The organism is Pseudomonas sp. Bout1, assembly GCF_034314165.1.
Lineage (GTDB): Bacteria > Pseudomonadota > Gammaproteobacteria > Pseudomonadales > Pseudomonadaceae > Aquipseudomonas.
Genome location: NZ_JAVIWK010000001.1, coordinates 2587062 through 2611970, shown reverse-complemented (window position 1 = coordinate 2611970; position 24909 = coordinate 2587062). Strand labels below are relative to the sequence as shown.

The window sequence follows — 24909 nt, the reverse complement described above, 5'->3', positions numbered from 1 at the left end:
CAGTATCTCAGCGAGACGCCAACGACGCTTCTGGGAAGCATGCTATGGAACACCGTCCATCCGATCGGAAGCACTGTTCCCACTTCGGGAATTTACCGGTGTGAAGGTTGCGGCGATGAAATCACTTCCAACAGAGGGACTCAGTTCCCTCCCCAGAACAATCACCAACACCCCGGGGCGTCCACAACCATCGGGTGGCGATTGATCGTCGAAACCCAAACGAAAGGCTAAAGGATTTCCCCAGTCCTACGCCTGCAAGCCCAAGGACTGGGATAGCGCCAATATCGGCGCGTTTATGACCTGGAGGTCAAATGTCTGACAGTAATTCTTTCCAATTCGAGCTCAAGGGCGCCATCAATGACTTTGAGCAATCTTTGCGAGAGGTCGAAAGGCAGGGTGGAAACATCGATCAGGCCATTAGTGGGTTCAACCATCTAATCAGGCTTTTTGAAAACATTGATCAGCGGCTGATCAAGCTTGAGCAGCGCCAGCCATAAAAATTACATTCACGAATCGAAACTAAACGCCCGGCGGCAGCCGGGCTTTCCCATGACGTAGAATCAAACGTGTTCGATCCATCCACGGACCTCCAAAAACTATGATTTCGGATGGTCTGCCGTAAAGGTGATGCAGGAGAAAAGGCCCGGTACCATGGGTGCCTGAGTCTTCGCCGGGCAGCGCCGAATCAGTGCCTAGGTATATCCCGGCATGATTCGGGTGAAGCGTCCGGCCGACATGCATAACAATCAGGTCGCCGCGTTCTGGCCGGTCCACGCGTACAAAGCCGGCAGCCTCATAGTGCTGCTCGTACAAGCTTGCGTTGTCCGCACTCTCCCACCAGCCATCGGTGCGCTGGAATGCTTCGAACTGCAAACCCCATTCCCGCTGGTACCAGTCTGCGCATACCTGCCAGCAGTCCCAGGCGCCATGTACAAACGGGCGCTTGAGCAGCGGTGTGCTGCCCGTCGGGGTGATCGTTCGCAGGTCGCCCTCTGGCCACGACAGGATGTGCCAGGGCAAGGCCGTGGCCTCGCACATGGCCAGGTCGTGCGGCGAGGGACGACTGGTGGCGTCCGGGTGCGAGTGGACAATGCCAATCACCTCGCCCAAGTCTTCCGCTGCCGCGTAGTCCTCGGGATCGAGCCGGAACTCTTCACTCGGCTCCGTGGCGATGTTCCGGCACGGTAAGTACTTCTGCGCCCGCCCGACAGCCAACAGCAGGCCGCAGCACTCTTTCGGGTACTGCGCCGCCGCGTGCGCCTGGATGGCCGCAATAATGTGCTTGCGCATGGTCAGCTCCGGGCTATCAGGGAAACTGCAGGGAAACCGCCGAAGGCGAGTTCGTTGTTTTCGCCGAAGCGTTTCTTGCAGGACGACAAACAGCCTTTGCACTGGTCCAGGGCCGGGTCATCCGTAGGGTTGTCCTCGTCATCGAACATGGCGGCGCCGGTGTAGCCACAGTCCGGCCCGCGATATCCCCCCGTCATGCTCCAGTGGCAAAACGTCGTCATTTGCCTCCCGGGCAGACCGTGGTTATCGATCTCGCCCGGGGACGACAGCTCCCAGACCACCGCCTCGCCGTCCTCGCTGGTTTTCTGATCGATGTACCAGATCTCCAAACCTTCCTGAGTCGGATCGGCCGTTGGGTTGCCCTCAGGGAAGTTGGCCGCATCCAGGTACTGGGCCAGGGTCTCGCGGACAGTCAGCTTGAACTTCAGCAGGTCCTCGAAGGCCAGGCACAGAGCCGTGACGCGCCCATTGATGTTGCCGGCGGCGAACGTAGGCCTGGTGGCCGTGCCGTCGCTTCCTGACGCGATGCCTTCGATCTGCACCGGCCAGGCCGCGTACTCGGCGCCCTGCCACCAAATCGACTTGGCCGGCAGATCCTCCTCCGAATGCTCGTAGGCCAGCAGTTCCTCCGGCGTGTGCGGGATGGCGTGACCGTGGAAGCGCAGGTAATCCGCGCCGTATTCGGTCCCGTCAATTTCGAACAGGCGAATTTCGGCGCCGGGCTCCAGTTTCTGGATGTCCGTGATCAGTGCCATGGGTGGTTATCTCAGGGTGAAAAGGTTTGTTCGAAGGTCGCGGTGATCGCGTATACCTGGCCGCCACGGTGCACTGGTTTGTAGCCGTTGCACTTGTAGAGGCCCAGGTCGCCAAGGGGCGGCTCCCAGAGGAAGCCCTTAGCGCCCTTGTGCCGATCAATGAAGTCCATGATGTCCTTGATCTGGCCCTTCATGCCGGTAAAGGTGACCGGCCAGGACTGAGATTTGTTGTTGATCCCGTCCTCGGTCGACTGCGCGTAGCCATCAGCAAACTGCTTGGTTCGTACGCGCTGCTTTATCTCCCCCTCAACGCCCTTTTCAGTGGCCCAGGTAAATCGCTCGATTGCCATAAATCATCCTTTTACGTTTCGGCTGCTCACGCCGCCCTGGCGCCAAGACTTGGCGATCTCTTCTGTTGCGATTTGCCGGGTGCGCGACTCCATGTTGCGCTGGAACAGTTCGGCATCGAACTCAGCACCGTCTGGGCGACCAGCCTCCTGATCCGTCAGGATGATCGGCATGCTGAGGCTGAGGGTTACCCCTCCACCGCCGCCGCCAACCGCAGAAACACCCAGCTTGCCGTTGGCTGTGCGAGTGAGCGGCATGATTGCCTCATCGCCCGCCTCGCCCATGACACCGGTTTTGCCGTTGGCCATACCGAACGCCGTGGGCTTGCTGACGACCGAATTGGTGAATGCGCCGCCGTCGGCGAACATCTGCACACCGCCAGACCATGCGCCGCCCTTGGCCTGAATGCTGCCCGGGGTGAAGTTTGAAAGGTCGGTACCGGTGTACCCGGCCTGGCTTGCCCCGCCAGAGCCACCGCCGCCACCGAAGTAGCGGGCCGTTGCGCCAACTAAGCTGCTCAACAATGCCGAACTCGCCTGGCGGGTAGCAATCCGCGCCATGTCCGCAAGGATCGACTTGGCGAAGTCCGAGAACGATGCCTTGCCGGTCATTGCGAAGTTGACGACCGCGTCCTCCATGCTGCTGAAGGCATTGCCGAACAGGCTTTTGGTCTGGCCGGCAATGTTCTTCGCCGAATCCAGATAGTTGTCCCAGGCCGATGTCGCGCCCTTCGTCCAATCGCCCTGAGCCGCCTCCACATCCGCGTAGTTCTGCCGGATCTGGTCCGTGGCGGCCTTGTTCGCGTCTGCGAGTGCCTGGGACTTACGATTGAACTCCTCCTCCGACATGTTGCGCGACGGGTCGGATTTCTGGTTGGCCAACTCCAGTGACTGCTGCGCAAACCGGTCTTGCTGGCTGTTCAGTTCGCCGTTGAGCGCGTTCTGGCGGTCACCCTGGCCCACGCCGAGTACTGCGCGTTGGCCGGCAAGCTCCAGTGCTCGCTGCTGCTGACCCAGTGCCTGGACGTACGACGTAAACGACCGCTCCTGCTTGGCCAGACGCCCAGTCTCGTTTGTGGCCAACACCTCAAGCTGGCTGTCGGCCTCCTTCTGCGCCTTGACCATCCCCGCGCGCGCGTCAGCGATCTTCTGGTCCAACTGGATGCTCTGGGCAGCAGTCGTGGACTTCTTGCCTTTGACGGCCTCCAGCGCTGTAATCTCGGCCTCATAGGCTGCGGTCACCTCGTCGCGCTGGTTGCCGATCAGAGCTTCACGCTTCAATGCATATTCGGCGTGAGAAATCAGCCCGGCCTTCTCTGCCGCGTCCAGTTGCTTCTGGGTGTTTTTGTACTCATCAACGATGGCCGCCAGGTTGTTCTTGGCGTTGTTAAAACTGGTCAGGTCAACCTGATTTGCAGCCGCCTTCGGGTCCTTAAATTTGTCGTTGATGTTGGAAATGTTTTTATCGATTGCCGATTGATCGAGTCGCGAATCCTTCGGATCAACCTTGCGGATGTCGTCGAGTTGTCGCTTGTAATCCTTCAGGGCCTCGGCGCGCTTCTGCTCGTTGGTCAACGATGACTTCGTGAGCGCATCGACTTTTCCCATAGCAGTGACGGCGGCCTGTTGGGCCTTGGCTTGGTCACCATCGTATTGAGCAATGTCCGCCTGGGCGGCCTTCTCATCCTCCAGCATGTTCAGCCGGTCGCGCCTGAACTCAATCAGGGCATCCTTGGACTTTTGGCTTTGAAACAACCCGTCCATGCTTTCGGCTTCAAGAAGCCCGGCTTTGGCGTTTTCGATGTCCGCGTTGATGTCGCGGCGGCCAGCGTTTTTAAGCGAGTCTGCTGCTTGGGCAACAGCGTTGTACGCCCGCTCCCAGAAGCTCAGATTTTCCAGAATCTTCGGCGTACGTTCGTTGATCGCATCGGCATAGGATTCGGTCGCCAGCTTCACGGCGCCCGCATGGTCGCCCTGCTCTTCCAGCGCGGCGATCTGCGAGTAAACCGAGGCCGTCAGGTAGTGGTACTGCTCATTCAGCGCAGCAGAAGCCTTTACCGGGTCATCTGCCAGCTTGGAGAACTCAGCGACTGTTTCGCTCACTGCCTTGCCGGTGGCTTCCTGCATCGACACGGCAGCCTGGGTGATGCCGGTGAAACTCTCGCCGGCGATCTTGCCGTTTTCGGCCAGCAGCGCCAGCACTGCGGCAGCCTGGCCGGTTGTGCCGACCGTTGCGCTCACCTGGCGCGCCATATCGCCGAGCTGGCCGGCGCTCACGCCCGCGTAGTTGCCGGTGAGAATCAGTGACTTGTTGTAGCGGCCCTGCTCCTCGCTGCCCTTGTAATAGGCAACCGCCAAGCCTCCCACGGCTGCGGTGGCCAGGGCCAGCGGCCCCAGGATGGCGAGCAACCCGGCAGCACCTGCGCCAGCCCCGGCGCCCAACTGAGCAACGGCACGCACGCCGCTACCCCAGTCGCCCGAGGACAGCGCATTGCCCAGTTGCACGACGTTTTCCTGCGCCTGGCGGGTGCCGAGGCGCAGCTTGTCAAAACCGGTGGTGGTCTTTTCGAGCTTGGCGTAGTCCTTGTCGATCTTGCTCAGGGCAGTGTTGTACTGATCCTGGCTGATGCGGCCGGCGTCCAAGTGTTTGCCCAGTTGCTCGACCTGTGTGTCCAGCTTGGCCAGAGCGCCGCGAGCCGGGTCAATCGCCCCCAGCAGGCTGTTCAAGGCCTTCTGCTCATCCATCGCAGACTTGGCCAGGGCAATCTGCTGCTTATCGAGCTGCGCCGAGATCTTCGCGGCCTCGGCCTCGCCATAGGCTCCGGTCTTCGTCAGTTTCGTGAGCGCATCGCGTTGCTTTGCCAGGTCCTGCGTGGTCTTGGCGCTGGTGGAAAGTAATTTCTCCAGCGCCTGCATTTCGTTCATCAGCGAAGCGGCGGACTGCTCGGCCCGGCCGCCGGCCTTCGCCATTTCATCCAGGCTCGTTTTTGCCTGGATTGCATCGGCCGAGTCGATCTTGACGCCGAGTTCTGCAATATTCATCGACTCACCTTGAATAAGTGCCCGTGGTTACGGGCTGTTTTCCCTTTCCTCCGCCATAACGCGCAGGGCTTCGCCTTCCAGCACCTGAAGGTCAGGGAAGATTTCAGCGAGTTTCTTTTTCTTGATGCCGAGGAAGCCGGCCACGTCGCGGATGCAGGTGTAGTCGAGACCGATCGCGCCGCCGGCGCCCGCCCGCCACTGAGTCGACATCCTGTTGAACAGGTAAAACGCCGGCCAGTTGCAGGGCCAGACTTCGAATGTTTCGTCGAGGTCCGAGAGTTCCAGGCCGTATGCCGCAAGCTTTTCGGCATCTGGCGCAGACTCGTAAAGAGCGCGTGCGACGCGTATCAGTTTCCCGATCGGGCTTTGGCGTACGCGTCCTCGTAGGCCGCGACAACAGCCTCGGTGGTGCCTTGGCAGGATTTCACCAGCGCCTTGATGCTTTCCTCGTCGAACTTGTCGCCGAATTCCCAGCCGACGACCAGATCCTTGATCTGCTGTGCCTGTTGCTCGGTATCGACAGTCACCACATCCGACAGAGAGGGGTTGTCGCCAAGGCGCTCAAAACCCTCTTTGCGGCGCTGGTTCCACTCGTCAAAAAGGGTGGCAAGATCAACACGATCGCGGTACTTGAAGGTGAATTCAACCTTCACAGGCGCCTGGCCAACGATGGGGATCATTACCGGCCCCTTGAATGTTGGGGCCTGGGCAATTTTGAACTTTGCCATGATCAGTTCCCGCCGCCGGCCGCAACAGGGGCGCGATACGCTGTGATTTCAGCGTTGATGGTGAAGCCGAAAGCAACGGCGGCACCTTCGTTGCGCACCAGGGTCGGGCTCTTGTTGAAGGACGGATAGCCGGCGTAGTAGATCGTTTTTCCGTTCGGCAGCGACATCCGCAGGATCCGCACTTCCTTCTCGCGGTCGGCCTTGTCGAGTTCGTCGTACCAGGCCAGGCTGTCGTCGTCTGCGAGCTGGAACGAGAAAGCCTGGGCGTTCTTGGTAGTTGGGATCTGCTTGTCTCGGCGCGCCTCGAGCGGTGCGTAGGTCCAGTACTGCTGCTCACCGCCGGACATCGAGTTGCCGATCACCTGGTTCACAGCAACCCAGCCGGTGACCTTTTTGGCAGTGCCGGCGCTGATGCCATCCGGAAAGAACGATGTGTTCGAGGTGTCGATACCTTCCAGAGTGAAGGCACCCGCAGCGGCGGCAGAGACACGCACAGCCCGCTCGTTGATGTCTTCCCAGCCGGAAGTAATCAGCAGGATGTCGCCATTGGCAAAGCCGTTGGCAAGGGATGTGGCGACGCCTGGATTGGCATTGGTAATGCTGGCGATCACCTTCGCAGCGGCGAAGCCAGTCGAGATCGCCAGTGTTGCCCCGTTGGGGAAGTAAACAGACATGGGTTTTCCTCTTTGCAGAAATGACAAAACCCGCACATGGCGGGTTCAGGATTTGCCCAACGGGCGGGTTATGGTGTGGTGTCGGACCGGTATGAGAACGACAGCGGGACGGTGTAGGTGGAGTCGCCAGTGATACCTGGCCCCTGATCTACCGGCGTTATGGGCGTGACGACGAAGCCGTTCTTCGTGTCGCGCACATACAGCGGGAACAGGCCAGTCAACTCAGCCACAATCGGATTCGTCTTGGTCTTGCCGGTGCCCGCAGGCACGTTGATGCTCACCTGGAACACGCCGGTGAACAGCCGGTGATCACCGCCGAGCGTGTTGCTCACGGTGTCGCCCGGGATAGTGAAGGCTCGCAGGTAGGTCTCGCCTGCCGCGGGCATATAGGCCGTGTTTTCGAAGACGATCTTAAGCTTCTCCGACCTGGCAGCGTTCCAGGCGATGAGCTTGGCCTCGTAGATCGAAGCGATGATTGCGTGACTCATACCTGGTTGTTCCTGATGGCCTCCAGCACGATCTGCTGGAAGCGAGCCACGGTTACTCGGACCATGCCGCCGGGGGCCTGAGTGGAATGGCCGAACTCCAGCGGAATCGCGTAGGGCAAGTTGTTGATGATGTAGGCCATCTGGCCGGCGGTGAAGTCGCTCATCGCTGCAACCAGTGCCGCGGTAGTCTCGCCGCCGCTTGGGTCTACCTCGTCAAAGGTGACGTTCTCGACCACGCCGAGCGAGATGTGCCAGTTCGCACGGAACCGGCCGCCGACGTAGCCCTCTGGCGCCTTAAGGTCCATGCCGTCGTTGAGTTTGCGGCCCTTCTTCAGCCTGCCACCCTTCGTGAGGTTGGCCGGGTCACTGCGCAACGCGCTGTTGTGATCGTCGACGGCCTTGTTGTACTGGGTGGCCACTGCGTTCTGCGCCCAGATCTCCAGGTTACCCACGGGAGACATGCGAATCAGGCTGCTGCCGACCTCAATGATGATTTCACGCACGCTGGCATCGATGGCTTCACCCGTCTGAGCGGCGAACTCGGTCAGGCTCAGGGCGAAGCTGCCGGATTGAGTCGCCATGTCACTTCCTCAGTTGCGCCGTCCATGTTGCATCAGCAGGGTCCGCAGACACGTTCATCACCCGCAGCCCGTTGACGATATCGCCAATGACCGGGGCAGCCGGTACCGCCGTCGGCACGCCGGCCTCCGACACGAACAGTTCGTTTTGCAGCACCAGCAGCTTCTTGTCGGTCGTCTGGATCAGAGAGCCGTCGATTTCCTTGGACAAGTAGCTGCCCAGGACGCCGCGGCCCATGTAGGTAACAGTGGTCTCCGGCGTTTCGCCACCCAGGTCAGGGTCGTACTCGCCCGCAACCTTGCGCGCGCCCGTCACAGGCCTGACAGCATCGGCCAGGCCATCAGGATCGTCGAATGCTTCAGCCAGGTCGGCCTGGATTTCTTCGCGCATCCCCATGATCAGATCCTTTTCAGCATCATCACGCCGGAGCGCTTGATCCACGGCTCCAGCAAGGCCAAGGCGAAGTTCACGCCGGCCGATTGATCGGTAGAGCCGGCCACGTAGGTTTTGCTCACTGATGTGCCGGACTGAGCTGATACCGTCTTGCTCTGCACTTCCTTCTGCGTGGACGTGTACAACTTGCCCGCCGCCGCCTCTTTGGCGACCTGGGCGCCGGCTGTTTTGATCTCGGCCGGAACCGGATCGGGAACAGCCCGCTTAATCTTGGCGGTGAGCCAGGCATTGGCCATGGTCACAGCAAGGACCGGATCACCGGTGCCAGCCCAGTCAGGACCCAGCGAGGCATCAACATCGGCAACGGTGATGAAGTCGGTCATGTGTTTGTCCTTATTCCGCTGGCACCAGGGCCTGCAGGTCTTCTTTCTTCGCGGTAGCGTCGAAGGTAATGCCCTTCGCGGCCAGCCACTCTTTCAGCTCGGGGACCTTCATTTTCAGAGGGTCGGTTTCAGGAGCTTCCTGCTCCTTGCCGCCGGAGACCTTGATCCCGGCAGCCTGGTAAGCATCAAAGATATCCGGTGCATCGCCATCGACTACCACCTCGGTGGCGGAGCCGATGACACCGAAAAATTCGTTCAGCAGGCGGTAGCACACGCCGCGCTCTTTGCCCGGGTTGTCCGTGTAGATCACTCTCATAAGTCACCTCAAAAGCATCCCGGCGCCATACAGGCGCCAGGTTATGTGGGCCGAATTACGGCGTGGTGGTACCGCTGATGACAGCGGCGAACGGGACCTGCTTGCGGCTGAACACGCGCTGCCAGTTCGCGGCAGCGGCGTACTGAGTCGCGGTCGGGCTGAGGTTCTGAGCCTCGGACCCCTTCCAGCTGAAGCCGGCGGGCTGGAGGATGTAGGTCTTCCGCTCCCACAGCACCTCAGCACCACCGCCGTTACCGCCGCCTGGCTTGCGCTCCAGCTCTACCGGCACCTTGGGGGTACCTTCGCCGTAACCGAAAGCGCCCTGGCCGAAGAACACGGACAGGTATTTGCCCGTGCCATACACCAGAGCGTCGTCCATGAAGACTGGCTTGCCGAGGTAGGTGGCCAGGATGATCTTGCCGTCGGAGTCGCGCAGGTACTCGATGAGGTCCTGCTTGACCATCTGGTTCATCACCACCGAGTGCACGCCGATCGCGCCGAACTGGTCAGCGGCATCGCCGGCGGTGAACGCTGCATCCTGGAAGGCGTTCGCACTGATGGCCGCCCCTGCGTCGATGACCATGTCACCGCCGTTGTTCGCGATGTTCGATGCGATGATGCCGCGAGCCGCGCCCAGGGTGTAACGCTGCCACTGGCGGGTCCAGTAGGTACCGAAGCGGTTGCGGATCTGCTGCTGAGGCTCGGTGTTTGCCAGTTCAGCGGTCAGGTCCGTTACGCCGTAGCCTTTGTTGAGGTAGAGAACCCTGGCACGCATGCTGTCCTGAGTGACCTTGCCGACTTCGCCCTGGTCGTTCGGGTCATCGTTGCTGATGTTCGGGGCTTCATCGGCGTTGAGATCCTGCCAGTAGCTGATCTCGGCGGTGCCTTGGCTGCCGGAGGCGATCGCATCCAGCACAGGGGAGCGGGTCACAATGCCCGACTCGTACACAGCGGTCTTTTCCGGGCTGTTAACCGGTGCCAGAGAGGCGTAGTAGTCGCCGACGAAGATGTCGGTCAGTTGGGTAGTTGCCATGGATTAGGTTCCTTTGGTGGCCTGGATTCTCTTGAAGAGCTCAGGGTTGTCACGGGCGATCGCAGCGCGCTCGGTTTCCGTGTACTCACCCCACTTTTTCGTGGCCTTGCCACCGTTGTCGCCGGTCTGCCCGGCACCCTGAGCCCTTGGCCACAGGTGTGTTGCTGTTTCACGCAGAGATTCCGCCCATTCGAGCGGCGACAGCGGGGTTTTCCCGTCCTTCCCGTAAACGACCTCGCCGTCACGGTCGGTGGCAATTGCCTCACCGTCTTCACTGAGTTTGAAAGTGCCCCGGGCACGCAGGATGATGTCCTCGGCAGCCTCGGGGAGCGCGCCGGCCTTGATGGCAGCAGCGCGGATGGAATCGGCCAGCACTTTGTCGCTGTACTTGGCAGCGAAGGCTTCGGCCTTGTCGGCGCGGGTCTTTTCAGCAGCCAGCTTGGTGTCGTAGTCGGTGCGCAGGCGCTCGGTACGGCGGGTGATGACCTCGTCGAGCTTGCCCTCGGCGATCAGCTTGGTCTCTTCGTCCTGGCCGACCTTAGTCAGTAGCCCCTTCACAGCCGCGATGTCCAGGCCTTCGAACTGGGATTTGAAGCCGTCAAGCTCAGTCTTGGTGGTCCGGAGCGAGCCAAGCAGCTCGGTGTTTTTGTTCTTGAGGCCCACGGTCGCCGCCTCTACAGCTGCTGCAATGGCGGTCTGAACAGCCGGGTCTTCAAGATCAATCTGGTTTTCGTCTGCCACTTGGTGCACCCCTTGGGTTTGGTCGGCCCGCTTTGCAGGCAATAAAAAACCGCCCATTGGGCGGTTTGGTTTGAATTCTGCGTTTTATCGGACTATCGAGAGCCCGCGCATGACCAGGTAATCGGCGAATTGCGTCCTGCTCGGTGCGTATGGCGGCGGCCGCATGCGAAACCCAGGTGTATCGCGGTTGAGCCGGGTGCGCCGACCGTTCGGCTCAGTGCAATGCGTCGGCTCTTCGATCTGAAAGCCCTGCTCTGCTGCATACAGCTCGACCGCCAGCCGCACTTGGCCCCACTCAAGCTCAAAGGGAACGAATGTCTCGGAAAGCGTTTGGTATTCGATCTTGCAGTCACGCCGGGGCCAGGCCATTGCCTGGTCAGAATTGGCCTTTCGCCCTTTCCACTGGCGACCGTTGATGTCGGCCGCAGCGCGCAGCAGCAGTTCTACCTGGTCAGCCTCAGCTTCAGGTATCCGGAACCCGTAGTAGTCGCGGTAGAAAGTCAGCTTCTCCAGCGGCACGAAGCTATTCGCGTCTGGCGCGCCCTGCCCGTCCTCAACGATGATCTGCATCGGCTATCTCAACCTGGTTGAGCGCCGAGTGTAACGCCTGCTCGGGTGAACATGTCAGGCTCTGCTTCCTTCAGCTGCGCCAGGGTCAGCGGTTTGAACGATTTGTCGAGCTGCAGCTTGGCGAACTTCTCCGGCGTCAACCCGCCGTCGCGGAACAACTTGCCTCGGACCGGCCCAAGGGCATGATCCTGAAAGCTCGCCGGCTGTGTCGCCAGCCACTCGTAATAGCTCAGACCTGCGTCGACCTGGGCCCCGCCGTTGTCGCCAACCGAGGCGCGCGTGGCGTCCTTCGCGAACATATCCGAAAGCCTGGTGGTCGGCACCGTGGTCGACCGGCAGTTGATGTGCGCCGGCGGCAGCGGACCTTTGCCCAGGTCGAAACGCATCCCATCCAGGCCCTTGCATTGCTGCGAGGTCTTGCGGTCGAGCGTCGACACCCAGCGGTAGCCCAGCACCACGTCGCTGTTGGCCTTCAGCGTCTCCATTCGTGCCGTGGTGGCTACGTGCTGAATTGCCGTCTGCACCACAGCGGCAGCATTGCGGTTGCTCACCGCCAGGACGCCGTCCGTGAAGTTCTGCGCCGCGGTACCGCGAATCGCCTGGATGATCTGGGCGTTGGTCTGGCCCTGGCCGAAGCCGAGCCGGATGGTGTTCGTGACGCGCATCGTCTCTGTACGTGTCCAGCCGCTGACGAAGCTCTTCAGCAGCTTGCCGCCGTCGAGGCCCTTGACCTGAAGCGGATAGGAGAACACCGCCGCGCGGATCACCGTGTTGGCCGGCACCACCGCGTCGATGGAGAGCGCATTGCTCAGGCTTTTGGCCTCGAAGGTTGACTCATACAGCGCGATGTCGACCAGATCGGCCTGCACCAGGTCGCCGTAGGCCTTGTAGATCTCCAGCAGCTTGCCGTCCACCCGGGCCAGGAACTGCTCAAGGCGGTCCCGGCTGTAGGTGGTCAGTTCCTTGCGAGTGAGCTGCTCCCGCACCAGCTTGTCGATCTGGCGCAGGTACTTTTCGAACTTCTTGACCTCTCCGGCCTTAAGCCGCTCCAGCATTACCGAGTGGCGGGTCGTCTGCTCCAGCAGTTGGCTGTCCGCCTGCACTAGGTTTGTCGATGGCATCGTCTTTGTCCAAGTTGATGCCGGCCGACTCGCGCTCATCGCTGATCAGGTCGGCCTCTTCGTCATATGGGCGGTCCGGCAGCTTGCCGGTGGTGAGGTACTGCCAGTAGGTATCGGCGCTGATCGTGCCGGCCATCACGCTCTTGAGCAGTTCCGCGAGTACCTGGGCGTCGACCACCGGGGTCACAAACTCAGGGTTCACCTTGAACTTGACCTGCTTGGGGTCGTAGCCCTTCCACTCGGCGGCGTACCGCAAGCCCTGCTCCACTGCCTCGGCCACCGTGATGACGATGCTGTGTAGCGTGGCGTGCTGGTCGTTCTGGCGGGTCTTTCGGGCCTCGCCCGACTCAGTGCCGGCCACATCCATAACCTTGGCACCAGCCTCAAGCGCGGCGTTCTTCTGGTCATCCATGGCTTTGCGGTTGGCTTCAATGCCGGTGCCCTTGAACTCCAGGTAATCAGCCTTGCCATTAGGGCCGAGATCCCAGGCGGCGGATGGACCGGTTACGCTCAATTCAACCGCCTCATCCAGGCCGGATACCCACGGCTGCGGGTGACTGGTCTGGTGCAGAGAGCTGAAGTAGTCAGCGCTGATCTGGTAAGACTTGATCGCAGCCCGCGCCATGGTCAGCAGCGGCACCTCGTCGACGTCCGGCGAGTTGTCGGTCGAGCCGCAGTAGATCACCGGCAGGTAAGCCAGACCTTTGACCAGGCGGTTGTCCGTGCCGGTGGTGCCCAGTGGTTTTTCATCCTCGACCAACTCACCGCCCTCATTGCGCACGGCCGTGTAGCAGACCTCGTTCAGCATGAAGAACTCGCGAAACACCGTGTCGCAGTCATGGCTGTATCGGTCACCGCCCTTCTTGCGAAACTCGCGGAATACCGAGAGGACCAGGTCCTGCCGGCCGCCTTGATCAGCAGTATCCCAGTTGATCGCGTTGCGTGTGGCGTACGTCGAGAAGTATGGCTCGCCGCTCTCGTCGATGTTCACCACCAGCGGCACCCGACCATGGGAAATGGCCTGGCGCACCATGCGGAAGAACAGCTGCTTCAGGCCGAAGCCGTCTGCCGTTGCGTTGTCTTCCAGCCCCTTCAGGCCGCCAGGCAGCTCGATCTCCGGGATCAACCGTGAGACCAGGCCCATCATCGACCGCAGCGAATCACGCACCCAGTGTTCGTATTGAGCCCGGTTCGTGTAGTTTTCGTAGAGATACTTGTTGCCAGCGCCGTCGAGCTTTTCCGCCTCGACCATGCCGCTCGGCTTGGGCAGATTGCGCTCGTTGCGCTTCACGGCGCACTCACCCTCGAGCGCGTCGTCCATCATCTCCCACTCGGCGATGTGCGCGTCGTAGTCGGGGTTTGTCGATTGCACTGGCATCAGGCCAAGCCTCCAATTCGGCGTGTTCCGCCTGTGCGTTTGCGTCGGCCCATCGAGACGGCGAAGTAGCGGAATGCATCCGCGCCGTGCGATGACCAGTCGTGAAGTGGTTTGTCTTTCCAGCAGCCGCGCTTGTCGTCCCACTCCTTGCGGTAGTTCTCCAGGCAGGAAATGCCCAGTTCGCACTTAGACTCATCGAAGGCGCAGTTCGGGAGGATTTCCCGTACGTGCTCGATGCCCTCGTCGATACCAATCTTGGGGACAACGTTGAACTTGAGGCTGTATTTTTGCCCGTCGATCTCATAGCCCTCTCGGGCGATTTCTCGGCGGGTCTTGCCGTCGCTACCAAATTCACGGTTGTCGATGTCGTGGGGGCCCCAGTGATCGCCGTACGTGTACTTGCGATCCTTGAGCACCTTCATATAGTGCCGAAGGCCTTCGCCGCTGTTCTCGTAGAAGTCGATAACGTGGTATTCCTCGCCGACGATCCGAACGAACCAGATGGCCGTGGAGTCGCCGACGCCGATATCCCATATCGTGTGCACCGGCAGATGACTGTTGTCCGGTAGCGGGCCGATCCTCTGTGCGCCATACAGCTTGGTGAACTGCTTGGCGTAGTAGGCGCCCTCGATCGACTGCTGGAAGGCTTCCGCCGGCAGTGACGGGTATTCCCGCTTCATGTCGTCGCCGAGCGTCTTCTCTTTGGCGGCGTACCAGGCGCGCTGGCCTGGGTTGGTGTCGATTCCGTGTTTGGCAAACAGTTCGTTGAAGTAGTCGGTCAAGCGCTGCGGGATGACCACGTCGGTCGGGTCAAGCCAGTAGGCCTTGTTCTTCCACCAGGAGAAGAAGAAAAACTTCCAGTCCAGCAGGCCAAGCGGCACGCCGGCTAGCTGTTGGCGTTCCGCGCTCTGCGAGTAGTCGAAGAAGTAGCCTGCCCGGCCCTCCGCCGTCGATTCAATCGTGACGAAGCAATCGGTGGCGACAGCCTCGAAGGCGCCGGTGACGATCTCTCTGGCCTTGTGGGGAAACTTGGCGCAGATCTTCCCGAACTCGGATACGTGCAGATACCGTAGAGTCCCGCCCCGGAAGGACGTGGACACGTAGACAGATCCGCCCTTGCTGAACACAAGCTCACCAGCAGCATCGTTAGAAGCAGGGTTGGCAGCGCGTATTTCAGCAGGCAGGTTGTCGTAGGCATATTTGACCTTCTCCCGGAACAGTCGCTTGGCGTCGTTCAGGGTGTGAGCGATCAGGGCGCACTTGGCCGACTCAAACAGGGCCGCGTCGAGTTGGATGATGCAGCACTCGGTCGTGAAGCCAAGCTGCCGGGCCTTCAGGATGATGTTGCGGGTGTGCATCCCGTCGAAGTATTCGATCTGCTCGTCCGTCATCCGGAAGCGGACCTTCTTGCCGCCTTTGTCCGTGATGAAGTAGAGATTATTGAGCCTCCAACGCTTATCCCGGAGCAGCTTCAAGTGCTCGGGCTTCATGTCAGGCTTCCTTCGATAGATCGTCCATCAGTGCAGCCAGGTCGCTGACTGTCTTGTCACCGGTCTCAGTGTCGAGGTTGTAGGCCTGCCGCTCGCCCTTGATGACCTTGAGCTGGGCATCAACACCAGCGTTCAAGGATCGGGCGAAGTCGCCGTGGTTATCTTCAGTGACCGGAAGCTCTTCCAGCGCATCGCGCAGCTTGTTCGCGATCCCGCGCCATTGCGCAAGATCAGCACGGTGTGACAACACGATAGAAGCCGCAATGTCTGAGGCTTCCTCGATAATCTGCGCATCTTCGCGCACATCAGATTGCGCGACGGTGGTGCGCGAAATGCTGCGCGAAAGCTTTTCTTTGGTTGCCGCCTTTACCTGGGCGGTCAGATCCATCTTCCATCCATTCTTGGCTGCCCTGCTGCGGATTGTCGACTCCTTTGAGCCAAACTGTTCCGCCATAGCACGCAAGGAAAGCATCCCGGCCCGGTAGGCGCGCTCGATTGCCTCCCAGTCGGGTTGCTTGGTTGTCATAAATTGTCTCAGGTCAGCCTAAAGGCGGGATTGAAATAGTGGCGCGTTGCCGGTATTGGTGAATTTCCAACAACCTGCAAGGAAGTAAAAATGTCGGAAAACTTCAAAGACCTTAAGCCCACTGACGATTTTGGCAATGACGACCCAGTTAGTGCGCGCGAGGCTGCGGTCAACGCCGCTCTAACTCTGATCCAATCAAAAGTACTCAACTCGACTGGCAGCGTCCAATTGCAATGGGAGCTTGCCAACCTAAGTAAGTATGCAGATCAAATCCAAGAAGCCCTGAAAGTCAAGTGATCCACCTGCGCCGCACTCACCTGCGGCACACCTACCATTAGCCCATACCGAGATAAATAATGCACAAGTACGAATTGACCTATGAGCACATTAATGCACCGCAGACAATTCAAGGCGAGGCCCCTGAGCGGGTGGATGCTCATGAGTTGCTGATGAACTTGAAATTCGGGGGGAAAGGTAACCAAATCGTCGGGACCAAGAGTCTCGAAGAATCTTTAGAACTTATGCGCCTGACCAACGTCCGCGTTACCTGGCTCTAGAATCTCGGCCACCACTACAGTGCGGATTGTGCCGCCGGTGCTGGTGTCGCGCTTGGCAGCCATCTCTACCGCCTGATAAGCAGTCGCGCCCATGTCCATTGTGGCGAACGCGTAGGGCGTACCGCTACCAATGGCGTATGGGCGATCCAGCATGATCGGCGATTTCCATAAACCCGTTGCGTCATCCACGGCAACAAGCATCAACTGCTCACCGTCCAGCACGATGGCGGAAACGTCGATGTTGCTTTCAGGCTTTGCACCGAAGTAAGCATCAACCAGGCACTGATAGTCCGAGACGGCACCGGAGCAGAAGAACCTCACCCCATTGCGCTCAAGGCATTTTTCGTAATCGTCGTAGGTGATGACGTCACCACGGGTTACCTGGGAGTCATAGGCGATCACGCCGTCTTTGTAGGCAATGGTCGTCATCTTTCCCCCTATAGTGAAAGCACCGCATAACTTCATTCTGCGGATTTTCGTGGTATTGATGATGCTCAAATTATGGAAGGAGCAATCGTATGGAGTTCAAGACGGCACAAATGTCGTTTAGGCTGGAAGATCGGCCAGCCCAGGAGGCAAAGGCCTCATTTACGTTTAGCCAGCATCGAGGGGCTTTAGATAAAAGCACTTACACCTATCAGAAAAGCAACAAGGGCTTCAGCTGGCTAGCCGTCAAAACCGAACCGTTCGAAGGCTGGCTTGATACTTCGTCAATTGAGTTCAGCTTTCCTGATGAAGCATATGGCGATTACACCGTACAGCCGGGCGAATCCATTACTCAGGACGGAGAGTGGTTATGGTTCCCTGTCAGACCGTTAGTGGTGACGGCCTATAGCGATCACGACTAGTCGCGCCACGATTTGGCGCATTCGAAAACGTGGCGCGGATTACTTGCCCCGGCGCTCGACACCGCCTGGTGCCTTGTCGCAGTGCAGGCAGTGCTCGCAGTTCAGCGTCCGGCACAGCCAGACCTTCACCCGCTGCCAGTACGTGACCATAAAGATGTGGCGGGCGCCGGCCAGGGCCAGGGCGACGTGCAGCGTCAGGCCTGCGGTGGTCGGGCCGAAGAAGATGTTCTGGCTACGCACCGACACGACGAAACCAGTAATGGCTATCGTGGTGTAGATCAGCTTCCCGAGGATCCCGTCCCTCACCTTCCCACTCAGTACGCACCAGGCTGCCCACAGCGCGATAAGGCCGCAGGCGATGGAGTTTATCAGTTCAAGATTCATGGGTTGCCTCCCCCGAACCGCTGGCGAATGAGCGCCCAGAGGTCAGCGGATTTAATGGCTCGATTGATGGCCGCCAGGAGCGAGCCGCCGAATGCACCCAACAGGAAGCCGATGCCGGCGACGATCTTCGGCTCGGTCACGCCCAGGTAGGTGCTGACCATGCTCGTGAGGTAGATCGAGCAGGCCATGCCGGTGATGAGGAAGATCATCCAGGCGCGCCAGTCGTTCAAGTCGTCCTTGTGCCACCAACTGGCGATCACGGCGCCGACCAGGCCCGCAATCAGTAATTCAAACCTGTCGATCTTGTCGAGCAGGCGCTGTAGATACTCCATGCGCTCGACTCCGTGGGGCATGTTTGAAATAGGTCAGCCCCGGCGGCACTCCCTGCTCAGTCCGAAGGGTGTGGCGGGGCCGAAAACGAAAAGGCCCCAGCGAATGCTGAGGCCCTGAATAGGAAAGGCCCAGCATTGAGCTGGGCCTTATGGCTATCTAAGGAGGGCAAGACCGTCCTTAAGACCATTTCTGTCAAGCAAGAACGTCGTATGTGATGTAAAGGCTCGAATTGCTGTTAAACGCCGCATACCAAACACCCTGACCTGCCGGAATGACAATCTCAAAAGGCGCAGCCCCTTCTGCCGAATAGATCATCGGGCATTTAGTAAGGGTGGCAAAAACCGGAGTAACAGCGCCGGAAAGAATTTTGCCGCCGCTATTGATGCACGTTCGAATCACGATGCCCGTGGTGTTTTCGGACGGCAGGATCAACGGGTTGGCCCAGTCAACAAAGCCGATGTTGTTCCAGAATTTTTCGCCTACTTTTACTTGATTCATATTTTTCTACCCTTGAGTCGAATGATTTGTCGCGGAGCATTCCGCTTTCATGTCGCTCAGAGGCGATGGGAGTGAGGTTCTCGACCTTCTTGTAATCAGGCCCAATGCAATGCGGCGGGCCTGAATAAGCACATCCGTCAGTGTTTAGAACTCATAGCCGATATGGCCATAAGTCGGGTACGGATTGGTGCCGTTTTGCTCCGGATCAGCGTTGTTCGGGTAGTACACTTTGCGAGCGCGGATCGTTGGCGTGTAGCCAAATCGAGCCCAAGCAGGACGCGCCTGAGTGATGGTGAGGCGGCCGTTTGCCTGAAGGCTCAGAACCGCATCTGGATTCCCGCCTGTATTCGTATGCCACAAAGCAACACCGCTGGCGTTGAAAATCACCAAGTTGCCGTCACCCTGCATCAAGCAACTGGTACCGCCCTTACCCTGGGTGTAGCTCGCCCAAACAAGAGCGTTGCCTGGGCCGTAGACAGCCAGGTTCCCATCACTTTGGAATACCACGCCAAAGCTACCAACGCTGTAGATTTTGCCGACCTCAAGGAAAGTGTTGGGAGGGAAGATGTATGAGGGCTGATCGTAAACAATTGGCAGGCCGGAGGTGGTCCAAAGCGGAGCCAACTCAACGATCACCATATTGCCGTCGTCCTGCAGCTGAAGATGAGTTCGCTGTGCAAGGGTATCGAAGTACTTATCGCCGCCCGGAACGTCGCTGTTTTTTGTCTGCCAAATGCGCTGACGCCTAAAGTCGTTCAGCACCAGGCTGTAGTTCATGAAAAGTTGAGGCGTCGAAACGGCCTTCCACTTGTAAATCATCTGGGTCACGTACGCATTACTTGCGTCTGCGATCCATACGACTGATTCGCCATCGTATAGCGCCAGATTCTCGTCCGGCTGATAAACCAGTCGGAAGCGCTTATTAGGAGACTGCAGAAACTGGCCAGCGCTCATGAGGTTTCGCGGCGGTAGCACGGAGCTGCCATTGGCTGTGAACGGAGTAAACTGAAAACTCATATTGTTTACCTATTGAGTCGACTGATTGTTCGCGGAGGATTCCGCACTCATGTCGCTCAAAGGCGATTGCTCGAGGCTCGTGGCCTTCACATGATTCAACGTCCCGCATCGGGAACATTTGATCTGGAGCTCTGTAAACCCACCCGTACGGGCGAGAAGTCTTTTGCAGTTACCGCATCTCAATTCTTTCAACATCTGCAAATTCCTTTTGCTGAATCGCCCTTTCCGTGGGCAATAAAAAACCCGACGCAATGGCCGGGTTTTCTTGAACTTCCAGTGCAAATTGCCGAAGGCAAAATACTAACTGTGGGGAAATATTGCCCTCAGCCGTGCGGGAAGTCAAGCGGCCTCTTTCATCTTGTAAATTATCCCGCCAATTGGACTCAGTGCTTTCGCGTCGATGTCGTAGCAGGCATCGAAGCAGAGTTGCACGAAGGGCTCCCAATCCCTCCCCCAAGCTGCTGAGGGGAGCTTGATGCCGTACTCCCCTTCCACCCAGGCACGGAAGATCTCCGGCTTGATGAGCGGATCATGGTTGGAAGACTGCCCGCCTTGGTTCATGTATCGATACCGGCGAAAAACACCCTTTGCGACGTACTCGGCACGTTCACGCTTACTGGCAGTCATGCGATCTACCCGAGAGCAAGCCAGGTTGAAAACCGCATCTTCTGCTTCCTCCCGATCATCATCGGTCGGCTCTGCCGCGTACATGGCGTTGCCGAAGGCTCGCAACTGGTAGTGGAGACGCGCTATCGCCGACTGGATATGGCCGGCCAAAGCACCGTGCACAGCATGATTTGCCGTAGGCCCCCGCTCACTGCTCTGCACCACCACCCCAAGCTCCGCGGCATCTGAGGACTGACCCGGCGCGGGGTTGTAGTTGCAGTCATGCCACGCCTGGCGTGCTGAATTGATCTTCATGCTGCAGCCCTCTTGAGTCCTCTGGTCTTTGCCCGATAGTCGGCGGTCATCGTCTTCAACTCATCCACGGTGTACTTCTTGGCCTCATGCGGACCCTCCAGCCACTCGACTGCCTCGGCGCCGATGCGCTTCACCAACTCAATGCGGTAATTCACGATGTTCCCGGAAAGCCGGGTGTTGCACGGCGAACACTGGCGGTGGCAGTTCTTCGGCTCGAAGCGCAAGGCCGGATTACTCCCCACGGTCCGATAGTGGCCAGCGTCATACTTACCCTGGTGGTGGCGGCCGCAGCTGACGCACGGAAGTTCAGCGTCACGGGCGCGCACCCAGGCGTTAAAAGCCTGCTGCGTATCCTTGAGGTGATCCGCCCTGCTCTTCAGCTTCTCCTTGCGGGCCTTGACCTCTTTGCGGCCGATCTCGGCCAGTGACCTGCGGGCCTTCGCCTGGTTCACGTCCTTGATGGCCAGGCCACAGTTCGGGCTGCATACGGCCTGGCCCAGGCGCTGCGGCGGGAAGCTGATGCCGCATGCCGGGTTCTTGCACTTCTTCGGTTTGGGTTGCTTGGCGATCATGCAGCCTCCTTGCTGAGTAGATCAGTGAAAACCACACCTTGGCCTGTGAAATAGGCAGCGATGCGGTCGGTGTAATTGATGCCCTGGGCGCGGTTGAACAGACTCGTTACTGGGAAGCCGTCCGGCCCGAACAGGTGGCACTCCCCCATCATGGCCAGCTTCGTTTCGTAGGGCAGATGACGCATGACCCGATACCACTCGGCCTGAAAGCCGGCATCTTCGTTCAGCAGGATCTGCACGCCGAAGTGCAGCTTGCAGTAACGGCGAGCGTCGGCCGCATCGCCGATCTGGGTCATTTCGGCGATGCGCTTGTACATCGCGAACCACAGGCGGTTCTGGTCAAGGGTGCGGTCCTTGCCCGGGCGCAGGGATACCACCACGAAGTGCTTGTCCTCGAACATCTTGGACATGCGGGTGATGGCCTCTGTGAGCATGGAAAGGCAGTTGACGCTGACCTTGTCAGTCATATCCGACCTCCTGACGCGATGGCGCTTTCCACTCCCAGAACGGGCCTTTGTTTTTCATGACGCCTTTGCGCTTGAGGCGCTGCAAAGCCTTGCTCACATCTTCCCGAGAAACATTCAAAGCTCCCGAGCAGATCCAGGCAGTAGCTCCGCCCTGCTCTTGGTAGTACGCAAGCACCGATTGGTCGAAGTCATTCATTCGGCGAGCTCCTTGAGCAGTTGGCGAGCGCCCATGACTGCGCCCTTGTCTCCGGATGTGCGGCTGATGTCCTTGAGCCATTCCAGCATTCGCGTGTTCTGGGCTTTCAGGTCGATGACCATGCCAAGCAATGCGTCGCCGTCATCGTCCATATCTGAGTTGAGCGCTTCACCGATCGCGCCAAGGTCGCAAGCAGCAGCCAGAAGCATGCGTTTGTGGCTCTCAATATCCTTGATCAGGGCCAGGACGCCTTCACGCGCCGCAACCATGAACTTTGCAAAGTCGACCTTGCAGGACTCGACGTATGTAGGCCCATCGTATTGTTCGTCATCAATCTCAAAGGCTGGTCCGTAGACGCAGTAGAAGCCGGTAGGGCCGCCACCCAGCGATTCGCCTGATGGGCCGTTGAAGAACGGTTCGGTATTGCTGTCCCAATCCAGATCCGCCGGGAAAGCCTCGGCCAGCCGCTTCAGTTCGGTGTAATCGGTCATTTGCATTGCTCCAGCGCGCGATCAATGGGGACGCTTTGCGCGGCGATCTTCACGCACACCAGTGTCAGATATCTGGATCCGGTAGCGATCCCGTTCACGCTGAAAAACACACACGCAGCTATCAAAAAAATGGTCAGGGCGTCCTTCATCAGAACCCCTCCTTGCCGCGTTGTGATTCCCACTCGAACGGAATGACGATCACACCGCCCTCCCGCAGCCGATCAATGCAGCGCTCGCCAATGGCAGTCGGCAGCGACTGCCCATCCAAGTTGGAAACGATCACGGTCGGACGCAGCTCTTCGTAGCGGCCATTGATGATTGCGAACAGGGTGGTCAGCTCGAAGTCACTGGGCTTCTCCTTGCTGACGCCGATCTCATCCAGGATGAGCAGCGAGGGGCTGATCAGGCTCGATAGGATCTGGCTTTCGCTCTGGTCGCTGGAGTGGTCGTAGGTGGCGCGTATGGCCTGCAGCACAGCGCCGATGGTGCGGTACACCGCCGTCGCAGATGACTTGTCCATGATCTCGTTCGCGATCGCCACGGACAGATGCGTCTTGCCGGTGCCGGGTTTTCCCAGCAGCAACAGGCAGCGGCCAGTCTCGGCGATCTGCGCGAACTCAGCGGCATACCGGCGGCAGGTGTTCAGCGCCTTTCGCTGTTCCGTGGTGGCGGCGACGTAGCCGTCCAGGGTCTTGCTGGCGAAGCGCTTGGGGATCAGCGCGGCGCCAAGCTTGCGTTCCATGGCCATACGGAGCTCCATCGCCCTGTTGGCCAGTTCTGCAGCTTCGGCCTTTTCGCGGATGATCCGGCCGCACTTAGGGCAACCGCTTTTCAGCTCCTTGCCCAGCACCGGAAAAATCTTCTGGTCGTAGTGCCCGTGGGTCTCGCACTCGGCGGGCTGGATGCGGGTACCTGGCGGCAGTTCAGGGGTTTGCTGGGCAGGCTCAGATCGCATAGGAACCGTCCTCCCGCTGGATCAGGCCATCGGTGTAGTTCCGTTCGGCAAAGCCGGTGTGGCGCGACTGAGGGGTAGGTGCCGGTGCGGATTCAGCCAAACGCTTGATCACCCACGATGCCTTGAAACCCTGCCATCCCGAATTCAGCGCTTCGGTGATTGCGTCGTCGGCAGTGATCCCGGCCTCGGTGCACTTGGCCAGTTCGGTGTTCACGGTTGACCAGACGGTGGCGGTCACGGCGGCGCGCTTGGCCTTCCGCTGGGTCAGCCAGTCAGCGAGCAGTTGCTCAGGGACGTTGTGCGGGTTGTCGGCCAGCAACTGAGTCATGCCGAACGGTACCTTGCGGTCAGGCTTCGGCGGTTCGGTTGGCTCTTGGGGCGGATTAATCTCTTTCGAAGAAAGAGTTAATAGGGGTTCTTTCTTTGTATAAAGAAGGGAGTCGTCGGTTTTGGTCTGTTTCGCGGCCGAGCCGATTCGGACCACTTGAGCCGAATCAGACGATATAGTCTGTTTCGGCTCTACTACGAAGATCCACTCTTTGGGGTCGCAAACGCCGATGTCACCGCGTGCACCACCCTCTCGGTACAGCACGCGACGGCGCAGCAGGCCGGAAATAGCCTTCGACACCGTGTCAGGGTGGATGTGGGTTGCCTTGGCGATATCGACCGCCGGGATGCGATGGGCGCCCGTGCTGAAGTTCAAGGTGGCCTTTGCCACGTACAGAACGATCTTCATTTCGCGCGCCGACAAATCGATGGCCATCAAGCCATCCATCATCTGGTTGTCCATTCGGGTGAACCCCCGAGGGTTGTGTATCGGAACAATGTTTGGCATGATTTCTCTCGCATAAAGCTGTTGAAGAAGCCGACCTCGTACGTCGGCTTTTTTGTGCATGGAATTCAGACGATGGATTTCAGTGGACGAGCTGCCGCGAGCAGTTGCTCCGCACGGCGCCCCAACTCCCCCGCCTTCGCTTCAACCTGGCGGCACTGCTTGGCAAACGCCGGCAAGTGCGGCAGATCCAGTTCGCACATCACCTGGTCGTCAAACACTTCGCTGCCGGTGTCGATCACATCGCCGAGCGCACGGATGAGCGCGCCGAAGCTTTTGTTCGCACATTGGTCGCTGGTCATCTGGCGGGCGCCGGTCAGGCCGTGGCGGCTTGCCAACTCGTTTACGCAGTGGTCGCGGAATTCAGGCTCAAGAGCGTTGACCCACGACTCTTCCAGCCAGGACGGCATTTCTTGGTCACCAGACAGCCAGCGCTGAACGCGCTTGAGCCAGCGACCGGTCGCCTTTACAAAGTCGGACACGTCGTTCTGCAGGGTCAGTGCGGCGAAATCCGGCACCTCTTTGGCAATAGCCTTCTCTGGGCAAGACAGGTGCAGTTCGCGACTCAGCGCCTGGGCGAAGTCGTCTTGGCTCAGGCTGGTGCGCGCGATCTGGTTTGCAGCGTGGGCGACCAGCACCTGATCACGGGTTTGTACGGTGTGTCTGGAACTGGACGTTTGCATGGGGACTGCTCTCTTCTAATCTGGCTTCAATGGAACGGCGGACAGGGATGTCGCTTAGGCAGCCATCTCGGCCCATGGAAACGACGGACAAAGGGATTCTTTTTTGAAAGCACCTCCGGTCAACGCCTCCGCTCGCTTGGCAACCACTGGAGACATGCCGTGCTTCTCGCGAACCCAACCGGAAACGGTGCTTTGATCAACCTTGAGCTTTTCAGCCGTGACCTCCTGAGTGCCGAAGAAGGCAACGAGGTCCTTATAAATACTGTTCATGCTGCCCCTCCATACGGGAATACCCATATAG

38 protein-coding genes are annotated in these 24909 nt (G+C 59.2%); 3 read left to right on the top strand and 35 right to left on the bottom strand.

Annotated elements, in window-relative coordinates:
• Positions 1-311: 311 nt before the first annotated feature.
• Positions 312-497: a hypothetical protein gene (locus RGV33_RS12200; RefSeq protein WP_322144426.1), complete on the top strand. Its 186-nt coding sequence runs from the start codon at positions 312-314 to the stop codon at positions 495-497.
• Positions 498-519: 22 nt separating this feature from the next.
• Here the strand turns inward: RGV33_RS12200 and RGV33_RS12195 are convergent, their stop codons facing one another.
• The 19 genes from RGV33_RS12195 to RGV33_RS12105 all read right to left on the bottom strand — a co-directional run bounded on the left by RGV33_RS12195 (position 520) and on the right by RGV33_RS12105 (position 15854).
• Complete coding sequence (locus tag RGV33_RS12195; RefSeq protein ID WP_322144425.1) at positions 520-1290, bottom strand: C40 family peptidase; 771 nt, start codon at positions 1288-1290, stop codon at positions 520-522.
• 2 nt (positions 1291-1292) lie between these two features.
• Positions 1293-2045, bottom strand: coding sequence for a phage minor tail protein L (locus RGV33_RS12190; RefSeq protein WP_322144424.1), 753 nt, complete (start codon positions 2043-2045; stop codon positions 1293-1295).
• An 11-nt stretch (positions 2046-2056) separates the two neighbouring features.
• Positions 2057-2395 carry a phage tail protein gene (locus RGV33_RS12185; protein ID WP_322144423.1) on the bottom strand — a complete coding sequence of 113 codons (339 nt, stop codon included), beginning with the start codon at positions 2393-2395 and terminating at the stop codon, positions 2057-2059.
• 3 nt (positions 2396-2398) lie between these two features.
• Complete coding sequence (locus RGV33_RS12180) at positions 2399-5434, bottom strand: phage tail tape measure protein (protein WP_322144422.1); 3036 nt, start codon at positions 5432-5434, stop codon at positions 2399-2401.
• A gap of 27 nt (positions 5435-5461) precedes the next feature.
• On the bottom strand, positions 5462-5719 hold the full coding sequence (locus tag RGV33_RS12175; protein ID WP_322148663.1) for a DUF1799 domain-containing protein: 258 nt from the start codon (positions 5717-5719) through the stop codon (positions 5462-5464).
• 62 nt (positions 5720-5781) lie between these two features.
• The gene (locus tag RGV33_RS12170) at positions 5782-6162 is read right to left on the bottom strand and encodes a phage tail assembly chaperone (RefSeq protein WP_322144421.1); all 381 of its coding nucleotides are present in this window, start codon (positions 6160-6162) and stop codon (positions 5782-5784) included.
• Between the two features lie 2 nt (positions 6163-6164).
• Positions 6165-6836 carry a phage tail protein gene (locus RGV33_RS12165; RefSeq protein ID WP_178964876.1) on the bottom strand — a complete coding sequence of 224 codons (672 nt, stop codon included), beginning with the start codon at positions 6834-6836 and terminating at the stop codon, positions 6165-6167.
• Positions 6837-6904: 68 nt separating this feature from the next.
• Positions 6905-7324, bottom strand: coding sequence for a phage tail terminator-like protein (locus RGV33_RS12160; protein WP_322144420.1), 420 nt, complete (start codon positions 7322-7324; stop codon positions 6905-6907).
• Positions 7321-7905 carry a hypothetical protein gene (locus RGV33_RS12155; protein ID WP_322144419.1) on the bottom strand — a complete coding sequence of 195 codons (585 nt, stop codon included), beginning with the start codon at positions 7903-7905 and terminating at the stop codon, positions 7321-7323. The genes RGV33_RS12160 and RGV33_RS12155 overlap by 4 nt, the downstream gene beginning before the upstream one ends.
• Position 7906: 1 nt before the next feature.
• Entirely contained in the window at positions 7907-8299 is a 393-nt protein-coding gene (locus RGV33_RS12150) for a hypothetical protein (RefSeq protein ID WP_322144418.1), read from the bottom strand.
• 2 nt (positions 8300-8301) lie between these two features.
• Positions 8302-8679 (bottom strand): hypothetical protein, encoded by a 378-nt coding sequence (locus RGV33_RS12145; RefSeq protein ID WP_322144417.1) that lies wholly within the window; start codon positions 8677-8679, stop codon positions 8302-8304.
• 10 nt (positions 8680-8689) lie between these two features.
• Positions 8690-8995, bottom strand: a complete 306-nt coding sequence (locus RGV33_RS12140) for a HeH/LEM domain-containing protein (RefSeq protein ID WP_322144416.1) — start codon at positions 8993-8995, stop codon at positions 8690-8692.
• A gap of 55 nt (positions 8996-9050) precedes the next feature.
• Entirely contained in the window at positions 9051-10028 is a 978-nt protein-coding gene (locus RGV33_RS12135) for a major capsid protein (protein WP_322144415.1), read from the bottom strand.
• 3 nt (positions 10029-10031) lie between these two features.
• Complete coding sequence (locus RGV33_RS12130; protein WP_322144414.1) at positions 10032-10769, bottom strand: hypothetical protein; 738 nt, start codon at positions 10767-10769, stop codon at positions 10032-10034.
• A gap of 84 nt (positions 10770-10853) precedes the next feature.
• The gene (locus RGV33_RS12125) at positions 10854-11339 is read right to left on the bottom strand and encodes a DnaT-like ssDNA-binding protein (protein WP_322144413.1); all 486 of its coding nucleotides are present in this window, start codon (positions 11337-11339) and stop codon (positions 10854-10856) included.
• Between the two features lie 8 nt (positions 11340-11347).
• On the bottom strand, positions 11348-12442 hold the full coding sequence (locus RGV33_RS12120) for a minor capsid protein (protein ID WP_322144412.1): 1095 nt from the start codon (positions 12440-12442) through the stop codon (positions 11348-11350).
• Entirely contained in the window at positions 12378-13838 is a 1461-nt protein-coding gene (locus tag RGV33_RS12115) for a DUF4055 domain-containing protein (protein WP_322144411.1), read from the bottom strand. The genes RGV33_RS12120 and RGV33_RS12115 overlap by 65 nt, the downstream gene beginning before the upstream one ends.
• Complete coding sequence (locus RGV33_RS12110; protein ID WP_322144410.1) at positions 13838-15328, bottom strand: terminase; 1491 nt, start codon at positions 15326-15328, stop codon at positions 13838-13840. Before RGV33_RS12110 ends, RGV33_RS12115 begins: the two co-directional genes overlap by 1 nt.
• A gap of 1 nt (position 15329) precedes the next feature.
• Positions 15330-15854 carry a hypothetical protein gene (locus RGV33_RS12105; protein WP_322144409.1) on the bottom strand — a complete coding sequence of 175 codons (525 nt, stop codon included), beginning with the start codon at positions 15852-15854 and terminating at the stop codon, positions 15330-15332.
• Positions 15855-15944: 90 nt separating this feature from the next.
• Here RGV33_RS12105 and RGV33_RS12100 point away from each other — a divergent pair, with 90 nt between their 5' ends.
• Complete coding sequence (locus RGV33_RS12100; protein ID WP_322144408.1) at positions 15945-16151, top strand: hypothetical protein; 207 nt, start codon at positions 15945-15947, stop codon at positions 16149-16151.
• A gap of 215 nt (positions 16152-16366) precedes the next feature.
• Here the strand turns inward: RGV33_RS12100 and RGV33_RS12095 are convergent, their stop codons facing one another.
• Positions 16367-16840: a proteasome subunit beta gene (locus RGV33_RS12095; RefSeq protein WP_322144407.1), complete on the bottom strand. Its 474-nt coding sequence runs from the start codon at positions 16838-16840 to the stop codon at positions 16367-16369.
• A gap of 89 nt (positions 16841-16929) precedes the next feature.
• Here RGV33_RS12095 and RGV33_RS12090 point away from each other — a divergent pair, with 89 nt between their 5' ends.
• Positions 16930-17259 (top strand): hypothetical protein, encoded by a 330-nt coding sequence (locus RGV33_RS12090; RefSeq protein WP_322144406.1) that lies wholly within the window; start codon positions 16930-16932, stop codon positions 17257-17259.
• A gap of 39 nt (positions 17260-17298) precedes the next feature.
• On the opposite strand, the gene RGV33_RS12085 is transcribed toward RGV33_RS12090, so the two are convergent.
• The 15 genes from RGV33_RS12085 to RGV33_RS12015 form a co-directional block, all read right to left on the bottom strand.
• Complete coding sequence (locus RGV33_RS12085; RefSeq protein ID WP_322144405.1) at positions 17299-17643, bottom strand: hypothetical protein; 345 nt, start codon at positions 17641-17643, stop codon at positions 17299-17301.
• Positions 17640-17975, bottom strand: a complete 336-nt coding sequence (locus tag RGV33_RS12080; protein WP_099489835.1) for an MFS transporter — start codon at positions 17973-17975, stop codon at positions 17640-17642. The genes RGV33_RS12085 and RGV33_RS12080 overlap by 4 nt, the downstream gene beginning before the upstream one ends.
• 193 nt (positions 17976-18168) lie before the next feature.
• A complete protein-coding gene (locus RGV33_RS12075; protein WP_322144404.1) occupies positions 18169-18474 on the bottom strand; it encodes a hypothetical protein in 306 nt (101 codons plus the stop codon).
• A gap of 144 nt (positions 18475-18618) precedes the next feature.
• Entirely contained in the window at positions 18619-19491 is an 873-nt protein-coding gene (locus RGV33_RS12070; protein WP_322144403.1) for a putidacin L1 family lectin-like bacteriocin, read from the bottom strand.
• 9 nt (positions 19492-19500) lie between these two features.
• The gene (locus tag RGV33_RS12065) at positions 19501-19686 is read right to left on the bottom strand and encodes a zinc finger domain-containing protein (RefSeq protein WP_322144402.1); all 186 of its coding nucleotides are present in this window, start codon (positions 19684-19686) and stop codon (positions 19501-19503) included.
• 144 nt (positions 19687-19830) lie between these two features.
• The gene (locus RGV33_RS12060) at positions 19831-20412 is read right to left on the bottom strand and encodes a hypothetical protein (RefSeq protein ID WP_322144401.1); all 582 of its coding nucleotides are present in this window, start codon (positions 20410-20412) and stop codon (positions 19831-19833) included.
• Positions 20409-20984 (bottom strand): recombination protein NinG, encoded by a 576-nt coding sequence (locus tag RGV33_RS12055; protein WP_322144400.1) that lies wholly within the window; start codon positions 20982-20984, stop codon positions 20409-20411. Before RGV33_RS12055 ends, RGV33_RS12060 begins: the two co-directional genes overlap by 4 nt.
• A complete protein-coding gene (locus RGV33_RS12050) occupies positions 20981-21451 on the bottom strand; it encodes a hypothetical protein (RefSeq protein ID WP_322144399.1) in 471 nt (156 codons plus the stop codon). Before RGV33_RS12050 ends, RGV33_RS12055 begins: the two co-directional genes overlap by 4 nt.
• Positions 21444-21647, bottom strand: a complete 204-nt coding sequence (locus tag RGV33_RS12045) for a hypothetical protein (RefSeq protein ID WP_322144398.1) — start codon at positions 21645-21647, stop codon at positions 21444-21446. Before RGV33_RS12045 ends, RGV33_RS12050 begins: the two co-directional genes overlap by 8 nt.
• Entirely contained in the window at positions 21644-22138 is a 495-nt protein-coding gene (locus tag RGV33_RS12040) for a hypothetical protein (RefSeq protein WP_322144397.1), read from the bottom strand. The genes RGV33_RS12045 and RGV33_RS12040 overlap by 4 nt, the downstream gene beginning before the upstream one ends.
• Complete coding sequence (locus RGV33_RS12035; protein ID WP_322144396.1) at positions 22135-22287, bottom strand: hypothetical protein; 153 nt, start codon at positions 22285-22287, stop codon at positions 22135-22137. Before RGV33_RS12035 ends, RGV33_RS12040 begins: the two co-directional genes overlap by 4 nt.
• On the bottom strand, positions 22287-23093 hold the full coding sequence (locus tag RGV33_RS12030; RefSeq protein ID WP_322144395.1) for an ATP-binding protein: 807 nt from the start codon (positions 23091-23093) through the stop codon (positions 22287-22289). Before RGV33_RS12030 ends, RGV33_RS12035 begins: the two co-directional genes overlap by 1 nt.
• Positions 23083-23928 carry a replication protein gene (locus RGV33_RS12025; RefSeq protein ID WP_322144394.1) on the bottom strand — a complete coding sequence of 282 codons (846 nt, stop codon included), beginning with the start codon at positions 23926-23928 and terminating at the stop codon, positions 23083-23085. The genes RGV33_RS12030 and RGV33_RS12025 overlap by 11 nt, the downstream gene beginning before the upstream one ends.
• Before the next feature lie 65 nt (positions 23929-23993).
• Positions 23994-24608 carry a hypothetical protein gene (locus tag RGV33_RS12020; protein ID WP_322144393.1) on the bottom strand — a complete coding sequence of 205 codons (615 nt, stop codon included), beginning with the start codon at positions 24606-24608 and terminating at the stop codon, positions 23994-23996.
• A gap of 54 nt (positions 24609-24662) precedes the next feature.
• Complete coding sequence (locus tag RGV33_RS12015; RefSeq protein WP_236375408.1) at positions 24663-24878, bottom strand: YdaS family helix-turn-helix protein; 216 nt, start codon at positions 24876-24878, stop codon at positions 24663-24665.
• Positions 24879-24909: the final 31 nt, after the last annotated feature.

Bases quoted from the DNA above. Each gene is read 5' to 3' on its own strand.
- RGV33_RS12200 (WP_322144426.1), top strand. From the start codon at position 312: ATGTCTGACAGTAATTCTTTCCAATTCGAGCTCAAGGGCGCCATCAAT.
- RGV33_RS12195 (WP_322144425.1), bottom strand. From the start codon at position 1,290: ATGCGCAAGCACATTATTGCGGCCATCCAGGCGCACGCGGCGGCGCAG.
- RGV33_RS12190 (WP_322144424.1), bottom strand. From the start codon at position 2,045: ATGGCACTGATCACGGACATCCAGAAACTGGAGCCCGGCGCCGAAATT.
- RGV33_RS12185 (WP_322144423.1), bottom strand. From the start codon at position 2,395: ATGGCAATCGAGCGATTTACCTGGGCCACTGAAAAGGGCGTTGAGGGG.
- RGV33_RS12180 (WP_322144422.1), bottom strand. From the start codon at position 5,434: ATGAATATTGCAGAACTCGGCGTCAAGATCGACTCGGCCGATGCAATC.
- RGV33_RS12170 (WP_322144421.1), bottom strand. From the start codon at position 6,162: ATGGCAAAGTTCAAAATTGCCCAGGCCCCAACATTCAAGGGGCCGGTA.
- RGV33_RS12165 (WP_178964876.1), bottom strand. From the start codon at position 6,836: ATGTCTGTTTACTTCCCCAACGGGGCAACACTGGCGATCTCGACTGGC.
- RGV33_RS12160 (WP_322144420.1), bottom strand. From the start codon at position 7,324: ATGAGTCACGCAATCATCGCTTCGATCTACGAGGCCAAGCTCATCGCC.
- RGV33_RS12155 (WP_322144419.1), bottom strand. From the start codon at position 7,905: ATGGCGACTCAATCCGGCAGCTTCGCCCTGAGCCTGACCGAGTTCGCC.
- RGV33_RS12150 (WP_322144418.1), bottom strand. From the start codon at position 8,299: ATGGGGATGCGCGAAGAAATCCAGGCCGACCTGGCTGAAGCATTCGAC.
- RGV33_RS12145 (WP_322144417.1), bottom strand. From the start codon at position 8,679: ATGACCGACTTCATCACCGTTGCCGATGTTGATGCCTCGCTGGGTCCT.
- RGV33_RS12140 (WP_322144416.1), bottom strand. From the start codon at position 8,995: ATGAGAGTGATCTACACGGACAACCCGGGCAAAGAGCGCGGCGTGTGC.
- RGV33_RS12135 (WP_322144415.1), bottom strand. From the start codon at position 10,028: ATGGCAACTACCCAACTGACCGACATCTTCGTCGGCGACTACTACGCC.
- RGV33_RS12125 (WP_322144413.1), bottom strand. From the start codon at position 11,339: ATGCAGATCATCGTTGAGGACGGGCAGGGCGCGCCAGACGCGAATAGC.
- RGV33_RS12115 (WP_322144411.1), bottom strand. From the start codon at position 13,838: ATGCCAGTGCAATCGACAAACCCCGACTACGACGCGCACATCGCCGAG.
- RGV33_RS12110 (WP_322144410.1), bottom strand. From the start codon at position 15,328: ATGAAGCCCGAGCACTTGAAGCTGCTCCGGGATAAGCGTTGGAGGCTC.
- RGV33_RS12105 (WP_322144409.1), bottom strand. From the start codon at position 15,854: ATGACAACCAAGCAACCCGACTGGGAGGCAATCGAGCGCGCCTACCGG.
- RGV33_RS12100 (WP_322144408.1), top strand. From the start codon at position 15,945: ATGTCGGAAAACTTCAAAGACCTTAAGCCCACTGACGATTTTGGCAAT.
- RGV33_RS12095 (WP_322144407.1), bottom strand. From the start codon at position 16,840: ATGACGACCATTGCCTACAAAGACGGCGTGATCGCCTATGACTCCCAG.
- RGV33_RS12090 (WP_322144406.1), top strand. From the start codon at position 16,930: ATGGAGTTCAAGACGGCACAAATGTCGTTTAGGCTGGAAGATCGGCCA.
- RGV33_RS12085 (WP_322144405.1), bottom strand. From the start codon at position 17,643: ATGAATCTTGAACTGATAAACTCCATCGCCTGCGGCCTTATCGCGCTG.
- RGV33_RS12080 (WP_099489835.1), bottom strand. From the start codon at position 17,975: ATGGAGTATCTACAGCGCCTGCTCGACAAGATCGACAGGTTTGAATTA.
- RGV33_RS12075 (WP_322144404.1), bottom strand. From the start codon at position 18,474: ATGAATCAAGTAAAAGTAGGCGAAAAATTCTGGAACAACATCGGCTTT.
- RGV33_RS12070 (WP_322144403.1), bottom strand. From the start codon at position 19,491: ATGAGTTTTCAGTTTACTCCGTTCACAGCCAATGGCAGCTCCGTGCTA.
- RGV33_RS12065 (WP_322144402.1), bottom strand. From the start codon at position 19,686: ATGTTGAAAGAATTGAGATGCGGTAACTGCAAAAGACTTCTCGCCCGT.
- RGV33_RS12060 (WP_322144401.1), bottom strand. From the start codon at position 20,412: ATGAAGATCAATTCAGCACGCCAGGCGTGGCATGACTGCAACTACAAC.
- RGV33_RS12055 (WP_322144400.1), bottom strand. From the start codon at position 20,984: ATGATCGCCAAGCAACCCAAACCGAAGAAGTGCAAGAACCCGGCATGC.
- RGV33_RS12050 (WP_322144399.1), bottom strand. From the start codon at position 21,451: ATGACTGACAAGGTCAGCGTCAACTGCCTTTCCATGCTCACAGAGGCC.
- RGV33_RS12045 (WP_322144398.1), bottom strand. From the start codon at position 21,647: ATGAATGACTTCGACCAATCGGTGCTTGCGTACTACCAAGAGCAGGGC.
- RGV33_RS12040 (WP_322144397.1), bottom strand. From the start codon at position 22,138: ATGACCGATTACACCGAACTGAAGCGGCTGGCCGAGGCTTTCCCGGCG.
- RGV33_RS12035 (WP_322144396.1), bottom strand. From the start codon at position 22,287: ATGAAGGACGCCCTGACCATTTTTTTGATAGCTGCGTGTGTGTTTTTC.
- RGV33_RS12030 (WP_322144395.1), bottom strand. From the start codon at position 23,093: ATGCGATCTGAGCCTGCCCAGCAAACCCCTGAACTGCCGCCAGGTACC.
- RGV33_RS12025 (WP_322144394.1), bottom strand. From the start codon at position 23,928: ATGCCAAACATTGTTCCGATACACAACCCTCGGGGGTTCACCCGAATG.
- RGV33_RS12020 (WP_322144393.1), bottom strand. From the start codon at position 24,608: ATGCAAACGTCCAGTTCCAGACACACCGTACAAACCCGTGATCAGGTG.
- RGV33_RS12015 (WP_236375408.1), bottom strand. From the start codon at position 24,878: ATGAACAGTATTTATAAGGACCTCGTTGCCTTCTTCGGCACTCAGGAG.